20 protein-coding genes are annotated in these 23,681 nt (G+C 73.4%); 6 read left to right on the top strand and 14 right to left on the bottom strand.

What is annotated here, in order from left to right:
• Window positions 1–13 precede the first annotated feature (13 nt).
• Both ACW14Y_RS01630 and tnpA read right to left on the bottom strand, forming a co-directional pair.
• Entirely contained in the window at window positions 14–1,594 is a 1,581-nt protein-coding gene (locus tag ACW14Y_RS01630) for an aminotransferase class I/II-fold pyridoxal phosphate-dependent enzyme (protein ID WP_456985614.1), read from the bottom strand.
• Window positions 1,491–1,919, bottom strand: a complete 429-nt coding sequence (tnpA, locus tag ACW14Y_RS01625; protein ID WP_380393883.1) for an IS200/IS605 family transposase — start codon at window positions 1,917–1,919, stop codon at window positions 1,491–1,493. The genes ACW14Y_RS01630 and tnpA overlap by 104 nt, the downstream gene beginning before the upstream one ends.
• Before the next feature lie 50 nt (window positions 1,920–1,969).
• Between tnpA and ACW14Y_RS01620 the strand changes: the two genes are divergently transcribed.
• Both ACW14Y_RS01620 and ACW14Y_RS01615 read left to right on the top strand, forming a co-directional pair.
• Window positions 1,970–3,184 (top strand): RNA-guided endonuclease InsQ/TnpB family protein, encoded by a 1,215-nt coding sequence (locus ACW14Y_RS01620; RefSeq protein ID WP_456985613.1) that lies wholly within the window; start codon window positions 1,970–1,972, stop codon window positions 3,182–3,184.
• Between the two features lie 43 nt (window positions 3,185–3,227).
• Window positions 3,228–4,091, top strand: a complete 864-nt coding sequence (locus ACW14Y_RS01615; RefSeq protein ID WP_380393877.1) for a LysR family transcriptional regulator — start codon at window positions 3,228–3,230, stop codon at window positions 4,089–4,091.
• A 112-nt stretch (window positions 4,092–4,203) separates the two neighbouring features.
• Here ACW14Y_RS01615 and ACW14Y_RS01610 read toward each other — a convergent pair whose 3' ends face one another.
• Window positions 4,204–4,596 (bottom strand): hypothetical protein, encoded by a 393-nt coding sequence (locus tag ACW14Y_RS01610; RefSeq protein ID WP_456985612.1) that lies wholly within the window; start codon window positions 4,594–4,596, stop codon window positions 4,204–4,206.
• Between the two features lie 178 nt (window positions 4,597–4,774).
• Window positions 4,775–6,169 carry an alpha/beta fold hydrolase gene (locus ACW14Y_RS01605; RefSeq protein WP_380301425.1) on the bottom strand — a complete coding sequence of 465 codons (1,395 nt, stop codon included), beginning with the start codon at window positions 6,167–6,169 and terminating at the stop codon, window positions 4,775–4,777.
• A gap of 315 nt (window positions 6,170–6,484) precedes the next feature.
• Between ACW14Y_RS01605 and ACW14Y_RS01600 the strand changes: the two genes are divergently transcribed.
• Window positions 6,485–7,201, top strand: a complete 717-nt coding sequence (locus tag ACW14Y_RS01600; protein ID WP_456985611.1) for a hypothetical protein — start codon at window positions 6,485–6,487, stop codon at window positions 7,199–7,201.
• Window positions 7,202–7,234: 33 nt separating this feature from the next.
• Here the strand turns inward: ACW14Y_RS01600 and ACW14Y_RS01595 are convergent, their stop codons facing one another.
• From ACW14Y_RS01595 to ACW14Y_RS01585, 3 genes are all read right to left on the bottom strand, one after another.
• Entirely contained in the window at window positions 7,235–7,669 is a 435-nt protein-coding gene (locus ACW14Y_RS01595; protein WP_456985610.1) for a YdeI/OmpD-associated family protein, read from the bottom strand.
• 136 nt (window positions 7,670–7,805) lie between these two features.
• Entirely contained in the window at window positions 7,806–8,705 is a 900-nt protein-coding gene (locus ACW14Y_RS01590; protein WP_456985609.1) for a DUF4344 domain-containing metallopeptidase, read from the bottom strand.
• Window positions 8,706–8,851: 146 nt separating this feature from the next.
• On the bottom strand, window positions 8,852–9,751 hold the full coding sequence (locus ACW14Y_RS01585) for a helix-turn-helix domain-containing protein (RefSeq protein ID WP_456985608.1): 900 nt from the start codon (window positions 9,749–9,751) through the stop codon (window positions 8,852–8,854).
• 113 nt (window positions 9,752–9,864) lie between these two features.
• Between ACW14Y_RS01585 and ACW14Y_RS01580 the strand changes: the two genes are divergently transcribed.
• The 3 genes from ACW14Y_RS01580 (at window position 9,865) to ACW14Y_RS01570 (ending at window position 12,299) form a co-directional block, all read left to right on the top strand.
• Window positions 9,865–10,146, top strand: coding sequence for an Atu4866 domain-containing protein (locus ACW14Y_RS01580; RefSeq protein ID WP_456985607.1), 282 nt, complete (start codon window positions 9,865–9,867; stop codon window positions 10,144–10,146).
• 130 nt (window positions 10,147–10,276) lie between these two features.
• The gene (locus ACW14Y_RS01575) at window positions 10,277–11,707 is read left to right on the top strand and encodes an amidohydrolase family protein (RefSeq protein ID WP_456988408.1); all 1,431 of its coding nucleotides are present in this window, start codon (window positions 10,277–10,279) and stop codon (window positions 11,705–11,707) included.
• Between the two features lie 172 nt (window positions 11,708–11,879).
• The gene (locus tag ACW14Y_RS01570) at window positions 11,880–12,299 is read left to right on the top strand and encodes an ASCH domain-containing protein (protein ID WP_456985606.1); all 420 of its coding nucleotides are present in this window, start codon (window positions 11,880–11,882) and stop codon (window positions 12,297–12,299) included.
• Window positions 12,300–12,629: 330 nt separating this feature from the next.
• Here the strand turns inward: ACW14Y_RS01570 and ACW14Y_RS01565 are convergent, their stop codons facing one another.
• The 7 genes from ACW14Y_RS01565 to ACW14Y_RS01535 all read right to left on the bottom strand — a co-directional run bounded on the left by ACW14Y_RS01565 (window position 12,630) and on the right by ACW14Y_RS01535 (window position 23,592).
• On the bottom strand, window positions 12,630–13,739 hold the full coding sequence (locus ACW14Y_RS01565) for an SDR family oxidoreductase (RefSeq protein WP_456985605.1): 1,110 nt from the start codon (window positions 13,737–13,739) through the stop codon (window positions 12,630–12,632).
• A 124-nt stretch (window positions 13,740–13,863) separates the two neighbouring features.
• Window positions 13,864–14,760 (bottom strand): ribonuclease BN, encoded by an 897-nt coding sequence (locus ACW14Y_RS01560; protein WP_456985604.1) that lies wholly within the window; start codon window positions 14,758–14,760, stop codon window positions 13,864–13,866.
• Between the two features lie 100 nt (window positions 14,761–14,860).
• Window positions 14,861–15,256, bottom strand: a complete 396-nt coding sequence (locus ACW14Y_RS01555; protein WP_456985603.1) for an SsgA family sporulation/cell division regulator — start codon at window positions 15,254–15,256, stop codon at window positions 14,861–14,863.
• A 228-nt stretch (window positions 15,257–15,484) separates the two neighbouring features.
• Entirely contained in the window at window positions 15,485–15,964 is a 480-nt protein-coding gene (locus tag ACW14Y_RS01550) for an ATP-binding protein (RefSeq protein WP_380443885.1), read from the bottom strand.
• Between the two features lie 149 nt (window positions 15,965–16,113).
• Window positions 16,114–16,521, bottom strand: a complete 408-nt coding sequence (locus ACW14Y_RS01545; protein ID WP_380307908.1) for an STAS domain-containing protein — start codon at window positions 16,519–16,521, stop codon at window positions 16,114–16,116.
• 227 nt (window positions 16,522–16,748) lie between these two features.
• Entirely contained in the window at window positions 16,749–19,259 is a 2,511-nt protein-coding gene (locus ACW14Y_RS01540) for a SpoIIE family protein phosphatase (protein ID WP_456985602.1), read from the bottom strand.
• 28 nt (window positions 19,260–19,287) lie between these two features.
• Window positions 19,288–23,592: a HAMP domain-containing protein gene (locus tag ACW14Y_RS01535; protein ID WP_456985601.1), complete on the bottom strand. Its 4,305-nt coding sequence runs from the start codon at window positions 23,590–23,592 to the stop codon at window positions 19,288–19,290.
• Window positions 23,593–23,681 lie beyond the last annotated feature (89 nt).

Below are 23,681 nucleotides of genomic sequence, written 5' to 3'. Positions count from 1 at the left end.
GGCCGCGGCCCGGTCAGCACCTCGGGCGGCTGACCGTGCGCAGGTTCCGCACCTCGGGGTCGGAGGCTCCGCGGACGTGACCGCCGGGGGTACGGGCGGTGCTCTGCAGGAAGGAGACGAGTTCGGCGGTGATGACCTCGCCGGGAAGGACGTTGGGGATGCCGGGCGGGTAGGCCGCGAGAGTGCTCGCCGACACCTGGCCGACGGCCTCCTCGGCGGGGACGCTGCGGCTGGGGGCGAAGAAGGCCTCCCGGGCCGTCATCCGGACCTCGCCCGGGACGGGGAGTTCGAGGCTCTCGGTCCCACGGCCCGGTGGCACCGTCACGGGCAGGGCGTGCAGGGCCGCCACGAACCGTGCCGTGTCCGGGGCCGAGCCGGCGCCGACGACGGCGACGATCGCCGAGTCCGTGGCGACCTCGACCAGCACCTGGTGCTCGGTCATCAGCCGCCAGCGCGCCTCGTGGCCGGGGATGCCGCCGGCGAGGGTGTCGACGGGGATTCTCAGCGGGTCGGCGGCGACGATGTCGGGGAAGTCCGCGAACCCGTCGCTGACGACGGCGAAGCGTCCCCGGTCGCGGATCCGTGCGCGCACCAGCTCGGCCGCGCGCAGGGACCGTCCGACGGCGTCCGTTCCGGTGGCCAGGCGGCGCCGGGTCAGGTCGAGGGAGCCGAGCAGCAGCGCGCTCTCGCTGGTGGACTGGGTGAGCTGGAACACCCGCTCCAGCACGGGTTCCAGCCGGTCGGCGAAGGGGCCGTCGCCGAGGTGCAGCATGGCCGACTGGGTGAGGCTGCCCCCCAGCTTGTGCGTACTGGAGATCACCAGGTCCGCGCCGAGCGCGAGGGCGTTGCGCGGGAGCTCGGGATGGAAGCCGAAGTGGGCGCCCCACGACTCGTCCACCACCAGCGGCACCCCGGCCGCGTGGGCCGCGTCGGCCAGGGCCCGGACGTCGGCGACCGCGCCGAAGTAGCTGGGTGTCACCACGCAGGCGGCCGCGGCGTCCGGGTTCGCGGCGAGGGCGCGGGCGAGGTCGGGCGCGGTGACGCCGTGCGCGATGCCGAGGGCGCGGTCCACGGCGGGCTGCACGAACGCGGCCCGCAGGCCGGACAGGACCAGTCCGTCGACCACGCTGGAGTGCACACTGCGCTGCACGACCAGGCACTCGCCCAGCGACCGCAGCGCCATCACGGCGATCCGGTTGCCCTGCGAGGCCCCGTTGGTCAGGAACCACGTGCGCCGCGCGCCCCACGCCTCGGCGGCGAGCCGCAGCGCCGTCGCCCGCGGACTGTCCGGTCCCAGGTCGAGGCCGTCGAGCAGCGGGGGGACGTCCAGGCGCAGCTGGGCCTCGCCGGTGAAGGCGGCCAGTTCGGCGAAGGCGTCCGGGTCGGCGGCGTGGCCGGGGACGTTCAGTCGCAGCCAGGGCTCCCGCGCGTGGGCGGTCAGCGCCTCGGCGTAGGGGGCGGCGGAGTTCGCTGCGGCTCTGGGGTGACGGTCAGATGGGCCGCTTCTGGCCTTCGATGTACTGGCGGACGGTGCTGAGAGGTGCGCCGCCGCACGACCCGGCGAAGTAGGACCGGGACCAGAAGACGGACCCAAGGCCGATGCGGTCGATGCGGCCGGCGTATTCGGCGCGCAGGTACCGGGAGCTGACGCCCTTGAGGGAGTTGATCAGCTTGGACAGGGCGATCTTCGGCGGGTAGTGCACCAGCAGGTGCACGTGGTCGCTTTCGCCGTTGAACTCGCGCAACTCGGTCTCGAACTTGTCGCAGACCTCGCGCATGATCTCCTCGCACCGCTTGAGCATGGCGTCATCGAAGACGCCCTTGCGGTATTTCGTGACGAACACCAAGTGCGCGTGCAAGTTGTAAGCGACGTGCCGTCCGGTGCGAACGTCGGGGTTTGGCTCCCAGCGTGGTGACATACTCCAAGCGTAGTACGATCTTTGAGCTGACCAGGAAGGGGGTGGGTCGGATGATCCGTGCGTACAAGTTCCTCATGCGGCCCACCGTGGGCCAGACGCAGGCGCTCGGCGAGATGCTGAGGGATCACTGCGCGCTGTACAACGGGGCACTCCAGGAGCGCCGGGACGCCTACCGGCACGTGTCGAAGACCAGCATCAAGTACGGCATGCAGTCGGCGCAGCTGAAGGAGATCCGGGCGTTCGACCCGGAGCGTCAGGGCCGCTGGTCGTTCAGCTCGCAGCAGGCGACGCTTCGCCGTCTGGACAAGGCGTTCGCGGCGTTCTTCCGGCGGGTCAAGTCCGGCGAGAAACCCGGCTACCCGCGCTTTCGCGGGGCGAACCGGTTCGACACGGTGGACTTCCCCAAGGACGGGGACGGCTGCCGCTGGGACTCCACCCCGCATGACCGGACCACCCGCGTGCGCTTCCAAGGGGTCGGTCACGTCAAGGTCAACCAGCACCGGCCGGTGGTCGGCAAGGTCAGGACCGTCGGCGTCAAGCGCGAGGGCAAGCGCTGGTACGTCATCCTGACCGCCGAGCAGGCCGAGCCCGAGCCGCTGTCCCCGACGGGCAGCGTGATCGGCATCGACATGGGCATAGCCAACTTCCTCGCCGACTCCAACGGCGAGTTCGTGCCCAACCCGCGTCACGGCAGGCAGGCTGCCGCGAAGCTGGAATCAGCTCAGCAGGCCCTCAGCAGGTTCCCCCGCGTGCGCCGCGACAAGCGCACCAAGAACCACCAGAAGGCCGTGCAGCGTGTTGGCGACCTGCACCGGAAGGTCCGCCGCCAGCGCCTCGACCACGCCCACAAGACCGCCCTTGACCTGGTCCGGGCGCACGACCTCATCGCGCACGAAGACCTCAGGATCCGCAACATGGTCAAGGCCCCCGCGCCGAAGCCCGACCCCGACCGGCCGGGCGCGTTCCTGCCCAACGGTGCGGCGGCCAAGGCAGGGCTTAACAAGTCGATCAACGATGCCGGTTGGGGGGTGTTCCTCACGATCCTCACCAGCAAGGCTGAAAGCGCCGGTCGGGAAGTGATCGCCGTGGACCCCCGCAACACCTCCCGCACCTGCCCGCTCTGCGGGAACGTTGCGGCGGAGAACCGGCCCTCTCAGGACATCTTCCACTGCGTCAGCTGCGGCCACCGTGCGCACGCGGACACGGTGGGAGCCATCAACGTTCTACGGGCCGGGCTGGTCCGTCGCGACGCCCGCCAGGGTTAGCGAGAAGCCCCCACGTTTACGTGGGGGAGGAGTCACAGAAAGTATGGTGATCGGCGTGCTGGAGCTCCGCCAGTTCCAGGTCCTGCGGGCCGTCGCCCGCGAGGGCTCCCTCGCGGCCGCCGCCCGGTCGCTGCACCACAGCCAGCCGACCGTCGCGCACCACCTCGCCGCCGAAGCCGTACTCGGCCGGGTGGGACTCGTCGAACAGGAGGTCCGCGCCCTGATCGAACAGGGCACCAAGGCTCTCCGCGCCGCCACCTTCCCCACCGCCGGCGCGCTCCTGCTCCCGCCGGCCCTGCGGCAACTGGCCCGCGAGGGCGTCAAGGTCTCCCTCGTGGAAGGCGAACTCCCGACCGTGGTGGAGGCCCTGCGCACCGGCGGCGTCCAGATCGCCCTGGTCTACTCCCAGCCGGGAGAACCGCTCGACCTGGACGAGGAGTTCGTCCTGCACCCCCTGCTCGACGACCCGCTGCTCCTCGCACTCCCCGCCGACCACCCACTGGCAGCCCTGGACCGCGTCCCCCTGGCCCGGCTCCGCGACGCCGGCTGGATCATGGGCGCCAGCGACTGGGACCCCTGCGACCGCGTGCTCACCTGGGCCTGCGCACAGCAGGGACTCGAACCCGTCCGGGTCATGCGCACCGACGACTACGGCATGCTCAAGGGCTTCGTGGCCGCCGGCATCGCGGTCGCCCTCATCCCGCGGCTCGCCCTCACCGGCCACGAGGCCGAACTCGACATCGCCGTCCGCCCCGTCGACGGCCCGCCGCTCGCCCGGCGGATCAGCGCGGCCATGCTCCGCTCCACCGTCTCCGACTCCGCGCACACCCTGCGCGAGGCACTCGCCGCGCAGGCGCGGAGGATCACCGAGGCGTGGGGCGAGAGCCCTCCTCAAAGCTCCTCCTGAAAGCTTGTTCGGTGCCAGAACATCTGACCACCCGGCTCCGCGCGGACCCGATCCGGGCGTCGGCCGTCCTCGACCGGATCCCGGCGGTCACCCACGACTGACCGCCGACGCGCTATTCCTTCGTGGCGTTCCGCCGCCACCAGGAGGAGTCCCGCTCGATCTCCTCCAGGGTGTCGAGCCTCTGTCCGACGTGAGCGAGGAACTCGCCCGGAAGCCTCACACTGTGGTCGAGCACGTAGTGGCTCAGCCCTTCCGGCCAGAGGTAGTAGCCGTCGGTGAGGTCACGGGAACCATTCGGACACGAGCACAGCCTGCATCGCGAGACCCCCATCCAGGAGCCGGCGACCTGCCCGCGGTCCAGGTAGTCCGCGACCCACTGCCGGTGCGACTCCTCCCACGCGGGATCGACAAGACCAGCGGGGTCCGGCAGCGACGGGTCTCCGGGTGTCACCCAGAAACCGAGCAGCCGGACGGTACGGTCGGCGGGTTCTCGTGGTTCAGGCATGGCCCGAGGTTTTCACAGCGGCAGGTCCTCACGTCATGCCGTGCAAGTGGCACTCACGCGCTGTCGCGGGGGCCGGGCGAGGGTGGTGGCGGCTGCGGCGATGTCGAGGATCTGGAGAGGGTGCGCGCACCGTCCCTCTCCCACTCCACCACGCCGCTTCCCTGCCCGTCGGCTCCCGCTACCGCAGCAGGAAGTCGTACACCGCCTGCCGACCGGCCGGGTTCTCCGCCCGGTTCTGCACCGAGTGCGCCGCGCCGGGGACGATCACGATCTGCGGGTGGTGCATCGACTCGGCCTGCTCGTACAGCAATTCGTACGGCGTCGAGATGTCCCGGTCGCCGCCCAGCAGCAGTACCGGCACGTCCGGCAGCTTGCGACGGTGCGGCGCCGGCGGCACCTGCTCGCGCGGCCAGTGGAGGCAGACCAGCATGCTGCCGAGCCCCGTCGCGGTCGCCGCGTCGTAGGGCCAGGTCTGTTCGGCGGTGAGTCGCTCGCGGGTGCGTTCCAGCGCCGCCGGGCGGCTGTCGACGGGGGTGTCGGTGGTGCCCCAGGGGAAGCGCGAGTCGGCGCACAGGGCGGCGGAGTGCAGTCCCTGGCTGAGTTCCTCGGCCGGGGCGGCGTCGACCTCCCGGTGGACGAACTCGAAGAATTCCAGGAGCTTCTCGGGCCGCCCGGCGGCGGCCTCGTGCAGGATCTCCGGGACCCCGCCGTAGTCCGGGTCGACGAACTCGAAGCCGGTGAGCGCGCTGAGGATCCGCGCGCCGTTGCCGTAGCGCCGGACGGTGGCGGCGAGGTCGGCGGCCGGGTCGGTGGTGCAGGCGGTGGCCCGGCACGCGGCCCGCAGCACCCGGGCGGTCGCGGGCAGCGCGGCCAGGTCGAGGGGGTCGAAACCCTGTTGCGGTACCACCGAGTCGAGCACCAGCCGGGCCACGCGCGTCGGGTGGGCGAGCGCGTACCGCTGGGCGACGAAGCTGCCGTACGAGACGCCGTCCAGGGTGAGCTTCCGGGCGCCGAGGGCGCGGCGCAGCAGGTCGATGTCGGCGACGGTGTCCGCCGTGCTGTAGTGGCGGGCGTCCGGGCCGAGGGCGGCGGCGCAGTCGGCGATCGACTGCCTGCGCGGGACCGCGAGGTCCGAGGACCCCATGTCCTCCTGGAGACCGGGGCAGCGGAGCGCGCCCTGTCCGGTGCCGCGCTGGTCGAACATCACCAGGCGGTAGTCCTTGAGGACGGGTTCCAGCTTGCTCGCCATCCGCTCGATCGCGGAGGCGCCGGGCTGGCCGGGGCCGCCGGTGAGGAACAGCAGGTCGCCCCTGGGCGCCGCGCTGTTGCCGGTGAGGGCCACCCGGAGGCCGAGCGTGCCGGGCACGGCGCCGCTGCGGTCGAACGGGACGGTGAGGGTCCCGCAGATGAACCCGGGAGCCTCCGGGCAGGGCGCCTGGCCGGTGATCCCGCCGCCGACGCCGGGCACACCGGCCGCGACGGCGAACCCGGCCGGTGGAGCGCTCAGGGCGCTCCCGGCGATCACCGCCACGGCACCCAGCAGGGCGGCGACGCGCCCCCGCATGCTCGTCATGCTCGTCCTTCCGATCGTGCCGGGCCCATGCCGGCACGGCGACGGAAGCAGCCTGCCCCGCGAGCCGCGCCGACGGCCCGCGCCCGGCGCACGACGCGACCGGGAACCGCCCACCAGAACCCGAACGGCCCCGGAACACGGCCACGGCCGCCCCGCCGGGAGGAGCTGGACGACGTCGGTTCAGGGGGAGGCGCCGGTCCTCCGGGATGCGTCGACCCTCTACCGTTCTGGAGGCAGCGCGACGGGCGCGTGGGCCGGAGCAGGTCCCGGCTCCGAGCGGACGGTGCTGTGTTACGTTCCGGGCAGGGGGTCGACATGGACGGGACGTCGGGGGCGGCACGTGAGGAACTGGACCGGCTGGGACGGTCGTTGCGCGAGCAGATGGTCGTGCTGATCACCGATCTGACCGTTCGTGTGCACGTGCGCCGGCTGGTCCTCGACGGGCCGGAGGTGGCCGACGGGAGGGATCCGTCGCGCTACCGCTGTTCGGCGGTGTACCAGGGCGACCGGCCGGCGGGCGTGACGGCGGCCGGGACGGCCGACCGGGCGGGTTCCCTTCTTCGTGCGGCGGGTTGGGAGGTCGCGGTGTCGGAGGAGGACGACGACGGGCTGCTGTGGACGGTGGTCCTCGCTCAGCGGGACGGCTGCACCATCCGGGTCCTGACGAGCGAGGACACGCGCGCCGTGGCGTTCCGGGGGCAGACAGCGGCGCTGGTGCTGCGCCCGCCGGAACCGGCCGGGCAGCCGGAGCCTGAGCGGGAACCGGAACCGGAACGGGAACCGGAGCGAAGGCCGGAGACCGTCACACCCGGCTACGTCCTGTGCTACGAGTGCGACGGTGACGGTCGCTGCCCGGGATGCGGCGGTCGAGGGTGGGTGCTGCGGACACCCGGCCGGTCCGACCTCAGGCGCCGGTGCGCGGAGTGTGCCACGACGCGGTTCTGCCCCATCTGCCGGGGCGCGGGCCAGTTGGCGATCTCCCTCCTGTCGACCTACCAGCGCGGCTACTACCCGGACCTGGAGCAGGACTGACCGCGGCACACCGGACGGATCGGGGGAGCCGGATCAGCCGTGCAGGGCGGCGAGAGCCTTCTCGATGCGCCGTTGGCGCGTCTCCGGCTTCTTCGCGCTCTCGACGGCGCGCACATGCTCGCGCTTCCGGTTGAACGAGAGGCGGTCGTACGCGGCGCGCGCGGCCGGGTCCTCGTCCAGGGCCCGGGCGAAGTCCTCGGGCTCGACCACGACGCGCGGCTCGGTGTCGAGCTCCAGCTCGACCTCGACCTCCTCGCCGATCTCGACCTCGGCGGCCTCCCGGTTGGCGTTGCTGAGGCCGATCAGGTGGCGGCCGCGCAGGATGGCTACCCGGCTCCGCCAGGAGTGTCCGTTGACCGTGATCGTCACCGGCGGCCGGGCGCCGCCGCCGAGCGCCTCCACCACCTCGGGCGGGACCTCCAGCCCGCGCATGGGCTCGGGCGGTTCGACGACGGAGTGGAACTTCACGGATGCTCCCTGATGGTCGGTGCGGCCGGTGTCGGCCACGACCACAGTTTCTCGCGCCCGCTGCGGGCCCACATCCGTACCGACCACGGAGAGCACCACGGAGCCGGCCGGGCGGGGTCGCCCCCGGTCCGGCGTCTCAGGTCTTGAGGTAGGGCTTGAGGGCCGGGCTCCAGGACTTCTCCATCTGAAGGAACTCGCCCGGGCAGCGCGCCGCCCGCTCCGGCGGCAGGGCGCCGTCGGGGTTCGTCTCGCTCTGGACGACCGGTGCATACTGGGCGGGGTCGGAACCGTAGAGCCAGCACACCCAGTTGTAGAAGCGCTGGGCGTCCAGCGAGTGCTCGTCCGCGTAGACCTTCAGCGGCTGTTCGCCCCTCGCCGCCGCGTTCGCCAGCGCCGCGTAGGAGGTGATGGTGCTCAGCGCGTACCCGACGTGGCGCTCGTCGCCGGAGGCCAGCAGCAGGGCGGACAGCTGGTCCGCCGCGTCCTCCTCCTTGCCCACGACCGGCAGGTCGTACAGGTTCACCAGCGCGTGGCCGAGCTCGTGCAGGACGGCCTCGTTGGTCACCCCGACGAGGTCCTGGTCGAGCTGCGCCGAGCGTTCCTCGGCGGTTCCCTCGCTCTGCTGCGCGGCGAGCAGGGGTGCGAGCTCCTCCAGGTACTCGTAGCAGAACGTGATGTCCTGGGCCCGCGGGTCCCAGAACGCGTTGGCCTCTCCGCAGCTGGCGGCGTGCAGCGGGACGTCCTGGGGCAGGACGATCCGTTCCGAGGCGTAGGCGGCGATGTCCTCCAGGACCGCGTTCTGCGTGAGGAAGGCCTTGACCTTCTCGTCCTCGGGCGTCAGGCCCGCCTCGTAGGACGGGACGAGCGCACCCTCCTCGGCGGGCTCAGTCACCTGCTCGGTGGGCTCCGCCGTCCGCTCGACGGGTGCGCGCGTCCCGGTCGCGGCACCGGTCCCGACGGGCGCCCCGAGCAGTCCGACCAGCGCGAACGGCACCGCCGCTGCCCACCGTAACCGGCCCCCGCTCCTCCAGCTCACGACGACCACCTCGCCGGCTCGACCAACCGCTCCTCTCAGCATGCGCCCACCCCGGTGGCACCTGCATCCGCTGTGCCGAGGTACGCCGGTGCGGCCCGGGGCGTACCGATCGCACGAGGGCCGTCGGCCGGACCGTCGCCGGGGCCTCAGGGAGTCAGCGCGCGGAGCAGCAGCAGGCCCTCGGCGGACGGGCTGCCCGGTGCGGCCTGGTAGACCACGAGTTGCTGGCCCGGGGCGCTGTTGACCGTCAGGGTCTCGTAGTGCAGGTCGAGGTCGCCGACCTGCGGGTGGTGGAACAGCTTGCTGCCACCGGTCTTGCCGTGCACCTCGTGGCGGGCCCACAGGCGGCCGAACTCGGGGCTCTTCAGGGAGAGTTCGCCGACGAGCTCGATGAGGCGGCGGTCCTCGCGGTCACGGCCCGCGGCGGCGCGCAGGGCGGCGACGGCGTCGTGGGCGGCACGGTCCCAGTCGCGGTGGAAGGTGCGGGCGGCCGGGTCGAGGAAGGTCGTCCGGACCAGGTTGTCCACCGGGGCGAAGACCGCGTACAGGGTGGCCGCGAGCGGGTTGAGGGCGAGGACGTCGAGGGCGGTCCCGACGACGAGGGCGGGGGTGTCGAGGCTGTCCAGGAGGTGTCGCAGCGCGGGCGACGGTCGCTCGGGGGCCCGACGGGGCGGGCGGTGGGTGAGGCGCGGGGCGGCGAGCCGGAGCAGGTGCGCGGCGGCGTGCTCGTCGAGGCGGAGGGCCCGCGCCACCGCGTTCAACAGCTGGGGGGAGGGGCTGCGTTCGCGGCCCTGTTCCAGCCGGGTGTAGTAGTCGGTGCTCACCCCGGCCAGCACGGCGACCTCCTCGCGGCGCAGTCCGGGGACGCGTCGGTGGCCGACGCGGGGGATGCCCACCCGGTCCGGGGTGAGGTGTTCCCGACGGGCCCGCAGGTACTCGCCGAGGGGGTTGTCGGACCGCCCGGCCCGCGCCGCGCCCTGCGGCGGGCCGTCGTCCCGCCGCCCGCCGGGGAGTTCGAGCGGGTGCGGGGGTTCGTCGGTGTGCATGCGGTCGAGGCTACGGGGCGGCCGGGGCCGTGCGAAGCCCTGAGCGGGGGTGGGCCGCACCCAGGAACAGTGCGGCCTGGAGGGGGCCGCGACCCGGTGCCAGCGTGGAGGTCATGAGCAACGACCTGCCCCATCCCTTCGTCGGCCTCCGGGTGACCGCCGACGGTTTCATCCGTCAGGAACTGCGCCCCGACGGCCGGTACGACGAGGCGCGCGGCAGCCGGCGGAGCGCGTACACCGGCCGTTACACCGTCACCGGAAGCCACATCGACTACCTGGACGACACCGGCTTCACCGCGACCGGCGACGTCCGCGACGGCGTGCTGTACCACGAGCACCTGGTGCTCCACCGCCACGGCGACACGCCCCCGGCCCCGAACACCCGCCGTGCCTGAGGTTCGCCGAACGCCCGCCGCCCCTCCTCGTGAACGGACCACCGTGCACCCCGTCCACCCCCTCCACCCCGTTGAACCCGTCGAACCCGTCGAACCCGTCCACCGGCCCACCGACACCGCCCGGCCCGCGCTGCTCGACCTGCTGCGCCGCACCGACGGCGACCCCGGGCGGCGCATCCTGTTCACCGGCGCCACCGTCGTCACCATGGACCCCGCCCTCGGCACCCTGACCACCGGCGACCTGCTGGTGGTCGGCAGCACCGTCGCCGCGGTCGGCCCCGATCTCCGGGCCGGTGGCGAGGCTTCGGACGCGGCGGCGGGCGCGATCGTCGTCGACGCCTCGGGCACGATCCTGGTGCCCGGCTTCGTCGACACCCACCGCCACGCCTGGCAGGGCCAGCTGCGCCGGATCCTCCCCGACGTCGACGACCTGGCGGGTTACGTGGGCACCACGCTGGCCCGGTACGCGCCCGTCTACCGGCCCGAGGACATGTACGTGGGGACCAGGCTGGCCGCCCTCGGCGCCGTGGACGCGGGCATCACCACGATGCTCGACTTCTCGCACAACTCCCGGACGGCCGCCCACTCCGACGCGGCCGTGCAGGCGCTGCTGGACAGCGGGATCCGCGGGATCCACGCGGCGATGGGGCCGCACTTCGGCGACTGGGACCGGCAGTGGCCGGCCGACCTCGGCCGACTCGTCGACCGGTACGGCGGCGGCACCGGGCTGGTCACGTTCCGCCTGGCGGCCCTCGCGACGGCGGAGATCGCCGGTCCCGCCCTGGCGTTCGGGCCCGGACTGGCCCGCGTCGCCGCCGAACTCGGCGTCGGCGTCAGCGTGGACGCGGTGTTCGGCCGGGCCTCCTCCGCGGCCGTGCTCGACTGGGAGCGCGCGGGCCTGCTCGGCGAACGACTGACCCTGATCCATGCCACCGGGCTGACCGGCGAGGCGTGGCGGGCGATCGGGGCGAGCGGCACCCGGGTGTCGCTCGCCCCGACCTCCGAGGCCCAGATCGGCCTGGAGGACGCCGTCCCGGCGGTGGACGAGGCCTTGGCGGCGGGCGTCCGGCCCGGCCTGGGCCTCGACGTCGAGGTGGCGCTGGCGGGCGACATGTTCACCCAGATGCGGGCGCTGCACGCGATCCAGCGGATGCGCGCCGTCAACGCCGCTCGGGGCGCCCACGACGGCTACGGGCCGCCGGACCGGATCACCACCGCCGACGTGCTGGACTTCGCCACCCGCCAGGGCGCCGCCACCGTCGGCCTCGGCGCGACGACCGGCACGCTCACCCCGGGCAAGCAGGCCGATCTGCTGATGATCACCGCCGACGAGATCAACAACCTCCCCCTGAACGATCCCATCGGCACCGTCGTCCTCGGCGCGGACGCCCGCAACATCGACACCGTCCTGATCGCCGGCCGCGTCCGCAAGTGGGCCGGGCGCCTGCTGGACGTCGACCTCCCGGCCCTCCGGGCGGAGGCCGCGGCCTCCCGCGACCACGTCCACCGTGCGGCGGTGGCGGCGGGGGTGGCGGCGGGCGCGACCGGCGGTGGCCGGTAGGGGTGGTCGGTCGCGCGACCACGGCAGTCGGCCCCGCCCCCCGCCGCGGCCGACTGCCCGCGCGCGGACCGGGTACACACTGCCGGGACGGGCCGGGCGCCGGTTCCGGCCCGTGGCTGCCCGGCCATGACGGAGGCCGGGCAGCCCGCCTTCCGGAGGAGAGAAGCAGCCTGTGACCCAACCCAAGGACAGCGTCCACCTCGACCGGGGTGCCCGCCGCTCCCCGCCCGAGCACCAGCGGCCGGCCACTACCCACGACCTTCACCTCCTCCCCGACTACCACGCCCTGGTGGCCGACGGCACCAAGACCGTCGAGGTGCGCACCGCGAGCCCGGCCAAGGCCCTGATCCGGCCCGGCGACCGGATCGTCTTCCGCACCGACCACGACCGACCGGTCACCTGCGAGGTCCTCCGGGTCGACCGCTACTCGGGCTTCGATGCCCTCCTCGACCGCGAGGACCCGGCCACCATCGACCCGGCCGCCGACCGGGACGGCATACTCGCCGCCCTGCGCGGCATCTACCCGCCCGAGAAGGAGCAGTTGGGCGCTCTCGCCATCGAGGTCGTCCTGCTGGTCGCCGGCCACCCGTGACCGCGGTCGGCGGCGCGTGCGACCGGCGGGGTGCCGTCAGTCCGGCGGCTCGGCGGGGCCGTGCCGCCCGGGGGCCGGGTGGCCGCGGTCGGGTCCCGGGGACGGCGGCTCTGGCGGCTCCGGCAGCTCGGGCGGGACCGGGCGGCCGGGCGGGGCCGGCGGGTCCGGGGTCACGGGCGGCCGGTCCGGCACCGGAGGTGCGGGCGGCGAGGGCGGTGCGGACGGTCCGGGCGGGGGTGCGGGAGTGAGGTCGGGGTCCGGGGGGACGGGGACGGTGCCCATGGATGCGGATCTCCTGTCGGTCGGGGACGTGTGCGGGTTCCGGCCCGGTCAACCGGGAGTGGTCGACGGCGGCATGGTCACTCCTTCCGTCCCTGGGGGCGTGCGCGGGCCGCGTGCGTGCCGGATCCGGGCGAGACACCCGGCCGCGGCGGCGGGCAGATCCGCCGCCACCCGTCCGGCGACCCGGCGCACCCCGGCGGTGAGGCCGCCGAACGCGTGCGAGGCGCGCTGCTGGAGACTGCGGTCGTGGGCCCGGTCGTCGAACCGGCCGTGCGCCCCGAAGTCCCGCCCGGCGTCCACCGGGGCGAACAGGTTGTCCGGATCCCCGGTCCGGCGCCCGCGGCCGTCCTGCTGCGAGGAGAACGCCGTGCGCGCCAGGTACCGGTCCAGGAGGCCCGGCACGACGGCGTTCGCGACCAGGGTGGCCACGGTGCTCGCGCCGACCCAGTACTCCCGCCGCCCCGGGTGGTCCGCCGCGAACAGCACGGCGCGGGCGGCCACCTCGGGCTGGAAGACCGGCGGCACCGGCTGCGCCCGCTCCGGGAGGCGGGAGCGGACCCAGTCGAACTGCGGGGTGTTCACGGCGGGCATCTGCACCATCGTGGTGCGGACCCGGGTGCCGGAGGCGAGAAGTTCGCAGCGGAGCGCCTCGTTGAAGCCCTGGACGGCGTGCTCGGCCCCGCTGCAGGCGCTCCGGAGCGGCATCCCGCGGTAGGCGGTGGCGGAGCCGACCTGGACGACCACACCGGTGTCCCGGGGCAGCATCCGGGCCAGGGCGGTCCGGGTGGCGAAGACGTAGCCGAGGTAGCTGACCTCGGTGGCCCGCCGGAACTCCTCGGGGGTGATCTCGGTGAAGGGGGCGAGGACGGAGGCGAAGGCGGTGTTGACCCAGACGTCGATCGGGCCGAGTTCCTCCTCGGCCAGCCGGGCGGCCGTCTCCACGGCCTGCGCGTCGGCGACGTCCGTCTCGACGGTGATGACCTCGGCGGCGCCCGCGAGCCTGGCCTCGCGTTCCGCGGCGTCCAGTCCGGCCCGGCCCCGGGCGATCAGCGCGAGACGGTCCCCGCGGGCGGCGAAGGCCGCGACGCAGGCGCGGCCGATGCCCGCGCTCGCCCCGGTGATCACGACGGTGCGGGTCGTGGGTTCCAGATCTTCCATGCTCCCCGGCTGTCCCCGATCCGGGATCGTAAACCGGTGGATCGCAAACCGGTGGATCCCGGGGCAATCAATCCGGAACTCCGGAACCCCGGGATCCCGGATTCGCCGACCGGCGGGCCGCCCGTCAGACGGGCCGACGGTGCCGCGGTGCCGTCGGCCCGGCCCCCTCGACGGGGCTGTCCGGCCTGCCGGCCTCCGGGGCGCCGCTCGTCGGGGCACCGTCCGGGTGGTCGGCCGCACGGGGCGGTTGCAGGGCCCGGCCGACGACGCTCCCGCCGTAGACGGTGAAGCCGACCCCGATCAGCCACGCCTGTACGACCAGGACCGTGCCGACGGTGCCGTAGGAGACGGCGTTGGACACCAGCAGCGGCGCGAAGACCAGTCGGGAGAACAGCCGCAGCCCGGCCAGGGCCGTCATCGTGGCGATCGCGCCGGGCAGCAGACTGCGCCACGGCGCCCGGGGACCGAGCAGCAGGCGGGGCAGCCACCAGAACAGCAGGACGCCGCCGAGCACGGTGGTGGTGATGCGCAGGGCGGGCTGGGCATCGGTGCCGTGCCCCGGCACGCCGCTCCAGGCCGCGAGCACCAGGTAGGCGGTCACGGCGGCCAGGGCCACGGCCTGGCGCCACACGCCGTGCCACGGCCCCGCCGGAAGACCCCAGATCCGCTCGTAGGCGGACTGCATCGAGCCGGTGAGGGAGACACCGAACACGGCGAGGGCGGCGAGGCCGAGACCGGTGGTGGTGCTGAGGACCTGTCCGCGCGAGCCGAACAGCACGCCGACAGACCGGCTGCCGCGGGCCGTGAGCCCGAGACCGTCGGTGATCCACTGGGCGATGCCGTCGCCCCGGGCGGGGGAGGCCGCCGCGATCACCATGAGCAGCGGGACCAGGGTGACGAAGAACAGGGCGGCGAAGGCCAGCGAGCGCTGCATCAGCTCGATCTCGTGCCCCTGCCGCCACACGCGCCGACACACCTCCCCGATCCGGCGCCCGGCGGCGGGGCCGGCCGTGCTCGTCACCGTGTCGCCTCCGTTCGCGGGTCGTGGGAGCGTCTGCCCGGCGGCGGGAGGTGCACACCTGTGTCGGTGTCCCGGGCTCGGGGTCGGTCGGGCCGAGGGCTCAGGCGGACAGCAGGTCGGTGAGCCAGCTGTCCCAGTCCAGGTGCGAGGGCTCGCGACCGGTGGGGACGAGTTCCTCGGTCGCGGTGAGGAACCGGGCGAGTTCGGCGGACGGGGCCTCCAGCAGCGCGATGCCGTCCTTGCCGCGCAGGGCGATGAACAGGCTGTCGTCCGCACCGGGCTCGATGTGGACGTCACCCTCGCCGGCGGGCCCGCGCAGCCCGCGGAGCAGCAGTTCGCGCGACAGCACCCAGACCGCGTCCTGCGCGGCCGCGCCGAAGTGCAGGCGGACGGCGTAGGGGTCGTCGGGGCCGTAGTGGCACTCGACACCGAACTCCCGGCTGTGCGTCGCATCGGTGATCAGTCGCATCACCACGCGTGCGGACACGTGTTCCATGCCTTGCCCCTCCCGGTCGGCTGTGACAGCCGCCGTCTGCCCCGGCGACGGCTCTTCACACCACCGACCCTTCGCACCACCGACACCGCGCACGACAGACACCGCGCACGACGGACACCGCGCACCACCGACACCGCGCACGACAGACACTGCGCACGACCGACACCGCGCACCGAAGGCCCTTCACACCGACGGGCCTTCGCAGCACGGCGCCCGCACGCGGTCGAGTCACCCCGCGGTGCGGAACCGTTCGGCGACGGGCCGGGCGTCGATCTCGGCCCAGACGGTCTTGCCCCGCTCGTGCGGCACCGAGCCCCACCGGTCGGAGGCCTGCTGCACGATGTACAGGCCGTGCCCGCCCGGCAGGCCGGGGCGGTGCGGACGGCGCGGCGCGGGCAGGAGCGGGGAGGTGTCGCTGACCTCGATCCGCAGCCGCGCGGGGGAGAGGTCGAGGACGAGTTCGAGCGGGCCGTCGGTGTGGAGCACGGCGTTCGCGGCGAGTTCGGCCACCAGCAGGACGACGTCACCGGCCTCGGGCCACGCCCAGTCGGTCAGTGCGGCGAGGGTGAACTCCCTGGCCCGCGCGACGGGTTTGTGCTGCCCGGCGAGGGGCATCCGGCGGCGCTGGCGCCCGCCGGCCGGCAGCATCGACCTGACGGGTCCGGCCTCGGCGCGCGTCTCGTCCAGGGTGTCCCGGCGAGTGTTCATGAACGGGTGCCCTTTCGGTTCGGCGCTCTTCGCCGCTCTGTTTCCCGCCCGGCTCCGGTTCATGCACGTGCGCCCCGAGCGCGCCACGCCACTCGTCCGTCACCGGTGTTCAGCTGTGTTCAGCCGTGTTCGGTCGCGCTCGGCCGCGGTCACCGGGGTGCGGCGAGCGCGGCCCCGACCGTCGGGTGGAGCGGGAACACCGTGTCGGCGCCCGTCAGCTCCAGCAGCCGCAGCACGGTGGGGGAGGCCGCTGCGAGGCGCAGCTCCGCGCCGGCGGATTTGGCACTCATCCGGGCCTTGAGTAGCAGGTTCAGGCCCGAGGAGTCGCAGAAGCCCACCTGTTCGAGGTCGACCACGAGGACCAGCGGAGAGGTTCGGAGCGCTTCGTCGAGGGCCTGCTCGGCCGGGGGGAGGGTCTCGATGTCGAGGTCGCCCACGAGCACGCACACGGCGCTACGGTCGTCGACCGGTCCCGGCCGGGCGGTGGCACCGGCCGCGGCCCCGGCCGTGGTGGCGGCCTCCCGCAGGGCGGCTGCTGGGTTGTTCTCGGCTGGCATGGTCGTCCCCTCCACGGATGTCCTCATGACCGGACGCACACGGCGCGGTCCGTCCCCCGTTACCCGCTCCCGCGATTTCCACTCCTGCTCCTTGCGTGGAGGCTTCGTGAAGAACTCTTCACGAAGCGTCCACATGGAGCCTCTCCGTGGAGCCCCCTTGTGAATGCCCTTCGTGAACAGCCCTTCGTGAAGGAGCCTCGGGGGAGCCGCGGGCCGGTCCCCTGCGCTCACCCCTCCGGCGCGCCGGAGGAGGTCCGGTCGACCGAGATGCCGACCAGGCAGGTGTCGTCGTCGGTGTCCGCGCTGCTGTAGCGCAACAGGTGGTCCAGGTGGCTCTCCAGCGAGTCGGGTGCGCCGTCCTTGGCGAGGGAGGTCTTCTCACTGAGCGACAGCAGACTGTTCAGCGAGGCCTGGACGGATTCGTCGCGGCGTTCGATCAGGCCGTCGGTGAACATCACCAGGGTGTCGCCGACCCGGAGGTCGAGGTGCGACTCCTCGTAGTCGGCGTGGTCGAGCGCGCCCAGCAGGATCCCGCCCGGCTGCGGCAGGGCGCGGGCCCGGCCCTCGCGCAGCAGGACCGGCGGCAGGTGGCCGGCCCGGGCCCAGCGCAGCCGCCGGGTCCCGGGATGGTAGAGCGCGCACACGGCGGTGGCCGTGACGTTGTCGGTGAGATGGTGGGTGACGCTGTTGAGCCAGGTCAGCAGCTGGGCCGGACCCGCGCCGGTGGCCGCCAGGCCGCGCAGGGCGTTGCGCAGGGCGACCATGCCGGTCGCGGCCTCGATGCCGTGCCCGGCGACGTCGCCGACGCACAGCAGGATCTCGCCGGAGGGCAGGGCGAGCGTGTCGTACCAGTCGCCGCCGATCAGGTGGTCCTTCTCCGCGGGGCGGTAGCGCACGGCGACCTGGAGGTCGTGCAGGGTGAGCGGGCCGCGGGCGGGCGGCATGATGGCGTGCTGCAGCTGGAGGGCGAGGCGGCTGCGTTCGGCGGCCTGCTGCTCGCTGTGCGCGAGTTGGTCGCGGGTGGCGGCGAGGGCGACCTCGGTCCAGTGCTGGGCGGAGACGTCCTGGTAGGCGCCGCGCACGGTGGTGAGCGCCGCGTTCTCGTCGTGCACCGGTTCGGCGACGACGCGGATGTGGCGGGCGACGCCGTCGGACCGCTGGAGCCGGAACGCGGTGGCGGCGGGGCGCCGGTGGTGCAGCAGGGTGCGCAGGAACCGGCCGATCGCCGGGCGGTCGTCGGGGTGCGCGTGCTCGGGGAGCCGGTCCAGGGCGATCGGCCGGGCGGTGGGGGGCAGGCCGTGCAGGTCGAACAGGGTCTCGTTCCAGGCGATCTGGCCGGTCTGGACGTTCTCCTCGAAGCCGCCGATCCGTCCCAGGCGCTGCGCGTGCTGGAGCAGCCGGGCCACCCTCGGCGTGCCGTCGTCGAGCCGCCAGATCACCACGACGTGCCGGCCGTGCCGGCTGATGCTGACCTGGGCCCGGGCGAGCAGCGGGATGCCGTCGACGGTGGCGGCCAGGCGCATGTCCGCGGTGCGGAACGGCTCGCCGGTGGCGAAGACGTGCTCCACCTTCTCGGCCAGGCCGCCGGCCTCGGCGGCCAGCGGGTAGGCCTCCAGCAGGCGCGCGCCGGTGACCGCGCTGTTCGGCCGGCCGGCGAAGTCGACGAACGCGGGGTTGACGTGCCGGACGGCGAACTCCAGGGGCAGTTCGGCGTTGCCGGGCGCGAGCCGCAGGACCAGGCACGGGTCGAGGACGCCGTCGGTGAGCCGTTGCAGCTCGTCGAACTCGCGGTCGGTCCGCTTGGGGCCGGTGGGTTCGGTCCAGGTCTCCAGGGTGGTGGCGCACAGTTCCGCCAGTGCCTCGAACTGGCGCTGGAGCGACTGGGAGCGAGGGGGCAGGTCGGTGGGCCAGCAGATCTCCAGCACGCCGATCAGCCGCCCGCCGGTCCCGGCCGGTACCGCGATGCGTCCGCCGGTGTACTCGTGCTGGCCGACGGTGGGCAGCGCCGCGTGCACGAGGGAGGGGAAGACCACCGTCTCCCGTTCGTCGAGCGCCCGCCGGGCCGGGGTGGACACGCCGGGCGGGACGTACCGCCAGCGGCGGGCCTCGGCCTCGCCGAAGCCCGCGCTGCCTTCGAGGGTCAGCGACTGGTCGGGGTGGGCGGCCCAGATCGCGACGGCGACGGCGCCCAGCGGGCGCAGCGCGGTCGCGAGCATCGAGCGGGCCACCGACTCGCTGTCGCCGGCGGCCAGGCTGTGCGCCTCGGCGGCGCGCAGCCGGACCGCGGCCTCCTCGGTCCGGTCCGCGGCCTCCTCGGAACGGTCCACGGAGGAGGAGACGAACTCGCGGGCGATGGCGGAGATCCGGTCGGCGGCGACCTGGTTGACGAGTTCGGCGGCGAACTCCAGCACGGGGACGTCGGCCTGTTCGGCGAGCGCGGTCAGCTGGGCGGCCGCCTCCGCGGGGCCGCAGCGCAGCCGTTCGACCAGCACGCCGGCGGCCATCTCGACCAGGGACCGGCCGGCGGCGTCGGCCCGGGCGCGGGCGAGTTCCGCGCGGAGGTTCTCCACGGTGGCGGCGAGGCGGGTGACCGCGGTGGGGGCCGGTCGGATGTCGTCCGGCCGGTCGTCCGCGGGCCGGTCGTCCGCGGGCTCGCGCTGCGGTCCGACCGTGGGGGTTCCGGTGAGGGGGAGGGTCCCCGCGGTATGGTCCGCGGGCTGGTCGTGGGGTTGGTGCACGGCGGTCTCCTGACGGACGGGGGGCGGGTCAGCTGTGTCCGGGGTTCAGTGCCCGGGCGGTGAGCTGGTCCCTGATCCGGTCGATCAGGTCGGTGGCGTCGACCGGTTTGGTGATGTAGTCGCTGGCTCCGGCGGCGAGGCTCTTCTCCCGGTCGCCGAGCATGGCCTTGGCGGTGACCGCGATGATCGGCAGCCGCTCGTGCTCGGGCATCGCGCGGATCGCGGCGGTGGCCGTGTACCCGTCCATCTCCGGCATCATCACGTCCATCAGGATGACGTCGATCGCGGCGTGGGTGGTCAGGGCGTCCAGTGCGGCGCGCCCGTTCTCGGCCTGCAGCACGTTCATCCCGTGCAGTTCGAGGATCCCGGTGATCGCGTAGAGGTTGCGGTCGTCGTCGTCCACGACCAGCGCGGTGCGGCCCGCCAGGCTCGGGTCGGCGTCGGGGTCCCAGGCCGGCGCTGTGCGGGCCGTGCGCGGGCGGATGTCCTCGGGGCGCTCGGCGCTCATGTGCAGGGCGACGCGTTCGCGCAGCTCGTCGAGGCTGGAGAGGATCTCCAGCGGCCGGGTCGCACCGCGGGTGAGCAGCTCGTCGTCGGTGGCGACGACGCGGCTGCGGTGCGCGAGCACGGGGACGGACTGCAGGGCCGGGTCGCCGTCCATGTCCTTCAGCAGGGCGAGCGCGGCGCCGTCGGCCAGGTCGAGGTCGAGGACCAGGCAGTGGCAGGGCCCGTCGGCGAGGGTGGCGGCGGCCTCGTGGATGCCGACGGCGGTGACGATCTCCACCTCGCGGCCGTCCGTGCGGGGCAGTTCGGCGAGGGCGTTCTCGGCGACGAGGCCGAGCAGCCCGTTGGCGCGGGCCTCGACGACCAGCAGGCGGCGGGCGGGCAGCGGTACCGCGGGGCCGTCGGCGCGCGGCGGACCGCCGACGGGCTCGACGGCCGCGGCGGTCGCCTGGGCGGGCTCGGACAGGTCGGGCCGGGCGGTGGGCAGGTAGAGGGTGAAGGTGCTGCCCTGGCCGAGGGTGCTCCCGACGGTGATCGCGCCGCCCAGCAGGTAGGCGATCTCGCGGCTGATCGACAGGCCGAGCCCGGTGCCGCCGAACTTGCGGCTGGTGGTGCCGTCGGCCTGCTGGAAGGCGCCGAACACCGTCTCCAGGTGCTGCGGGGCGATGCCGATACCGGTGTCGGTGACCCGGAAGGCGACCACCTGGCCGTCCCGGCGCACCCCGTCGGGCAGCTCCGCCTCGGTGGCGGCCTCGATGCGCAGGTCGACGCCGCCCTGCGCGGTGAACTTGACGGCGTTCGAGAGCAGGTTGCGCAGCACCTGGCGCAGCCGGTAGTCGTCGGTGCGCAGCTCGGCGGGGACGCCGTCGCCGGTGCGCACGGCGAAGGCCAGGCTCTTCTGGCCGGTCATCGGGCGGAACGTGCCCTCGACGTAGTCGACCAGGGCGGCCAGCGGCACCGTCTCGATGTTGAGGTCCATCTTGCCGGCCTCGACCTTGGAGAGGTCGAGGATGTCGTTGATGAGCTGGAGCAGGTCGGAGCCGGCGGAGTGGATGATGCCCGCGTACTCGACCTGCTTGGCGGTGAGGTTCCGGGTGGGGTTCTGGGCGAGCAGCTGGGCGAGGATCAGCAGGCTGTTGAGCGGGGTGCGCAGTTCGTGGCTCATGTTGGCCAGGAACTCAGACTTGTACTTCGAGGCGACGGACAGCTGGTGGGCGCGGTCCTCCAGCTCCTGGCGGGCCTGCTCGATCTCCAGGTTCTTCGCCTCGATGTCGCTCTTCTGCGCCTCCAGCAGCTCCGCCTTCTCCTCCAGCTCGGCGTTGGAGACCTGCAGTTCCTCCTGGCGGGCCTGCAACTCCTCCGAGCGGGCCTGGAGTTCGGCGGTGAGCCGCTGGGACTCGCCGAGCAGTTCGTCGGTGCGGGCGTTGGCGACGATGGTGTTGACGTTGACGCCGATGGTCTCCATCAGCTGGCCGAGGAAGTCGCGGTGCACCGGTGTGAACGGCTGGACGGCGGCGAGCTCGATCACCCCGAGGACCTGGTCCTCGACGATGATCGGCAGCACCATCAGGGCCAGCGCGTCGGTGCGGCCCAGGCCGGAGGTGGCGGACAGGTAGCCGGGCGGCAGCTGGTCGACCGCGATGGTGCGGCGGCTGCGGGCGGACTGGCCGACGAGGGACTCGCCGAGCCGGAACGGGCCGGGCCCGGACGCGCCACCGGGACGGGACGGGTCGCCGGAGCGGGACGCGTCGCCGGGGAAGGCGTAGGAGGCGACCGGGCGCAGCACCGTCCCGTCGTCGGTCTCCTCGGCGAGGTAGAAGGCGCCGCACTGCGCGGAGACCAGCGGGGTCAGCTCGTCCATGATGGACTCGGCGACGACGCCGAGGTCCCGCCGGCCCTGCATCAGCGCGGAGAAGCGGGCGAGGTTGGTCTTGAGCCAGTCCTGGTCCTCGTTGGCGCGGGTGGTCTCGCGCAGGGACTCCACCATGAAGTTGATGTTGTCCTTGAGGTCGGCGACCTCGCCGGAGGCGTCGACGGTGATCGAGCGGGTGAGGTCGCCGGCGGTGACGGCGTTGGTGACCTCGGCGATGGCGCGCACCTGACGGGTGAGGTTGCCGGCCAGTTCGTTGACGTTCTCGGTCAGGCGCTTCCAGGTGCCGGAGACGCCCTCGACCTCGGCCTGTCCGCCGAGCCGTCCCTCGCTGCCCACTTCGCGGGCCACCCGGGTCACCTCGGCGGCGAAGGAGCTCAGCTGGTCGACCATCGTGTTGATGGTCGTCTTGAGTTCCAGGATCTCGCCGCGCGCGTCGACGTCGATCTTGCGTGTGAGGTCGCCGTTGGCCACCGCGGTGGTGACCTGGGCGATGTTGCGGACCTGGCTGGTGAGGTTGTGGGCCATGAAGTTGACGTTGTCGGTGAGGTCCTTCCACGTCCCGGCGACGTTCGGGACGCGGGCCTGCCCGCCGAGCGTGCCCTCGGTGCCGACCTCGCGGGCGACCCGGGTGACCTCGTCGGCGAACACCGACAGGGTGTCGACCATGGTGTTGATGGCGTCGGCCAGGGCCGCGACCTCGCCCTTGGCCTCCACGGTGATCTTCCGGGAGAGGTCGCCGCGGGCGACGGCGGTCGCCACGTCGGACATCGAGCGGACCTGGCCGGTGAGGTTGGAGGCCATCACGTTGACGTTGTCGGTGAGGTCCTTCCAGGTGCCGGAGACGCCCCGGACGGTGGCCTGGCCGCCGAGGTTGCCCTCGGTGCCGACGTCCCGCGCGACCCGGGTCACCTCGTCGGCGAAGGCGGACAACTGGTCGACCATCGTGTTGATGGTCTCCTTCAGCTCCAGGATCTCGCCACGCGCGTCCACCCGGATCTTCTGCGTCAGATCGCCCTGGGCGACGGCGGTGGTCACCGAGGCGATCGAACGGACCTGCGCGGTGAGGTTGTCGGCCATCACGTTGACGGACTCGGTGAGGTCGCGCCACGTCCCGGAGACGTCCTGCACGTCGGCCTGGCCGCCGAGGCGCCCCTCGGTGCCGACCTCGCGGGCGACCCGGGTGACCTCGCCCGCGAACGAACTCAGCTGGTCGACCATGGTGTTGATGGTGTTCTTGAGTTCGAGGATCTCGCCGCGGGCATTGACGGTGATCTTCTGCGAGAGGTCGCCGTCGGCCACCGCGGTGGCGACCTGGGCGATCGCCCGGACCTGGCCGGTCAGATTGCCGGCCATGGAGTTCACCGAGTCGGTGAGGTCGCGCCACGTCCCCGAGACGCCCTTCACGTCGGCCTGGCCGCCGAGGATGCCCTCGGTGCCGACCTCGCGGGCGACCCGGGTGACCTCGCCGGCGAAACTGCCCAGCTGGTCGACCATGGTGTTGACGGTGTTCTTGAGCTCCAGGATCTCGCCGCGCGCGTCGACGGTGATCTTCTGCGAGAGGTCGCCCTTCGCGACCGCGGTGGCGACCTGGGCGATGTCCCGGACCTGGGTGGTGAGGTTGCCGGCCATCGCGTTGACCGAGTCGGTGAGGTCGGCCCACGTCCCGGAGACGGCGGGCACCTGCGCCTGACCGCCGAGCCGCCCTTCGGTGCCCACCTCCCGGGCCACCCGGGTCACTTCGGAGGTGAAGCGGGACAACTGGTCGACCATGCCGTTGAACACGGTCGCGATCTCGCCGAGCAGACCGTCCGCGTCGTCCGGCAGCCGAGTCCCGAAGTCCCCGTCGCGCACCGCCGTCAGACCGGCGAGCAGGAGCCGCAGTTCCGGCACGCCGACCTGGGTGGCGGAAGGACTCGCGCTCCCGCGCGAGCCGTCGGGCGTTGCTGTGCCAGCCATCGAACGTCGCCTCTCTAGAGCCCACCCCGGCGCCGGGGGCACCGAGGCCGACCGGCTACACAGGCACGTACCGCCTGGGAGGCTACCCC

Source organism: Kitasatospora sp. cg17-2 (assembly GCF_054031055.1).
Note: the sequence above shows the minus strand (reverse complement) of the source record. Positions and strands in the feature narration are given on the sequence as shown.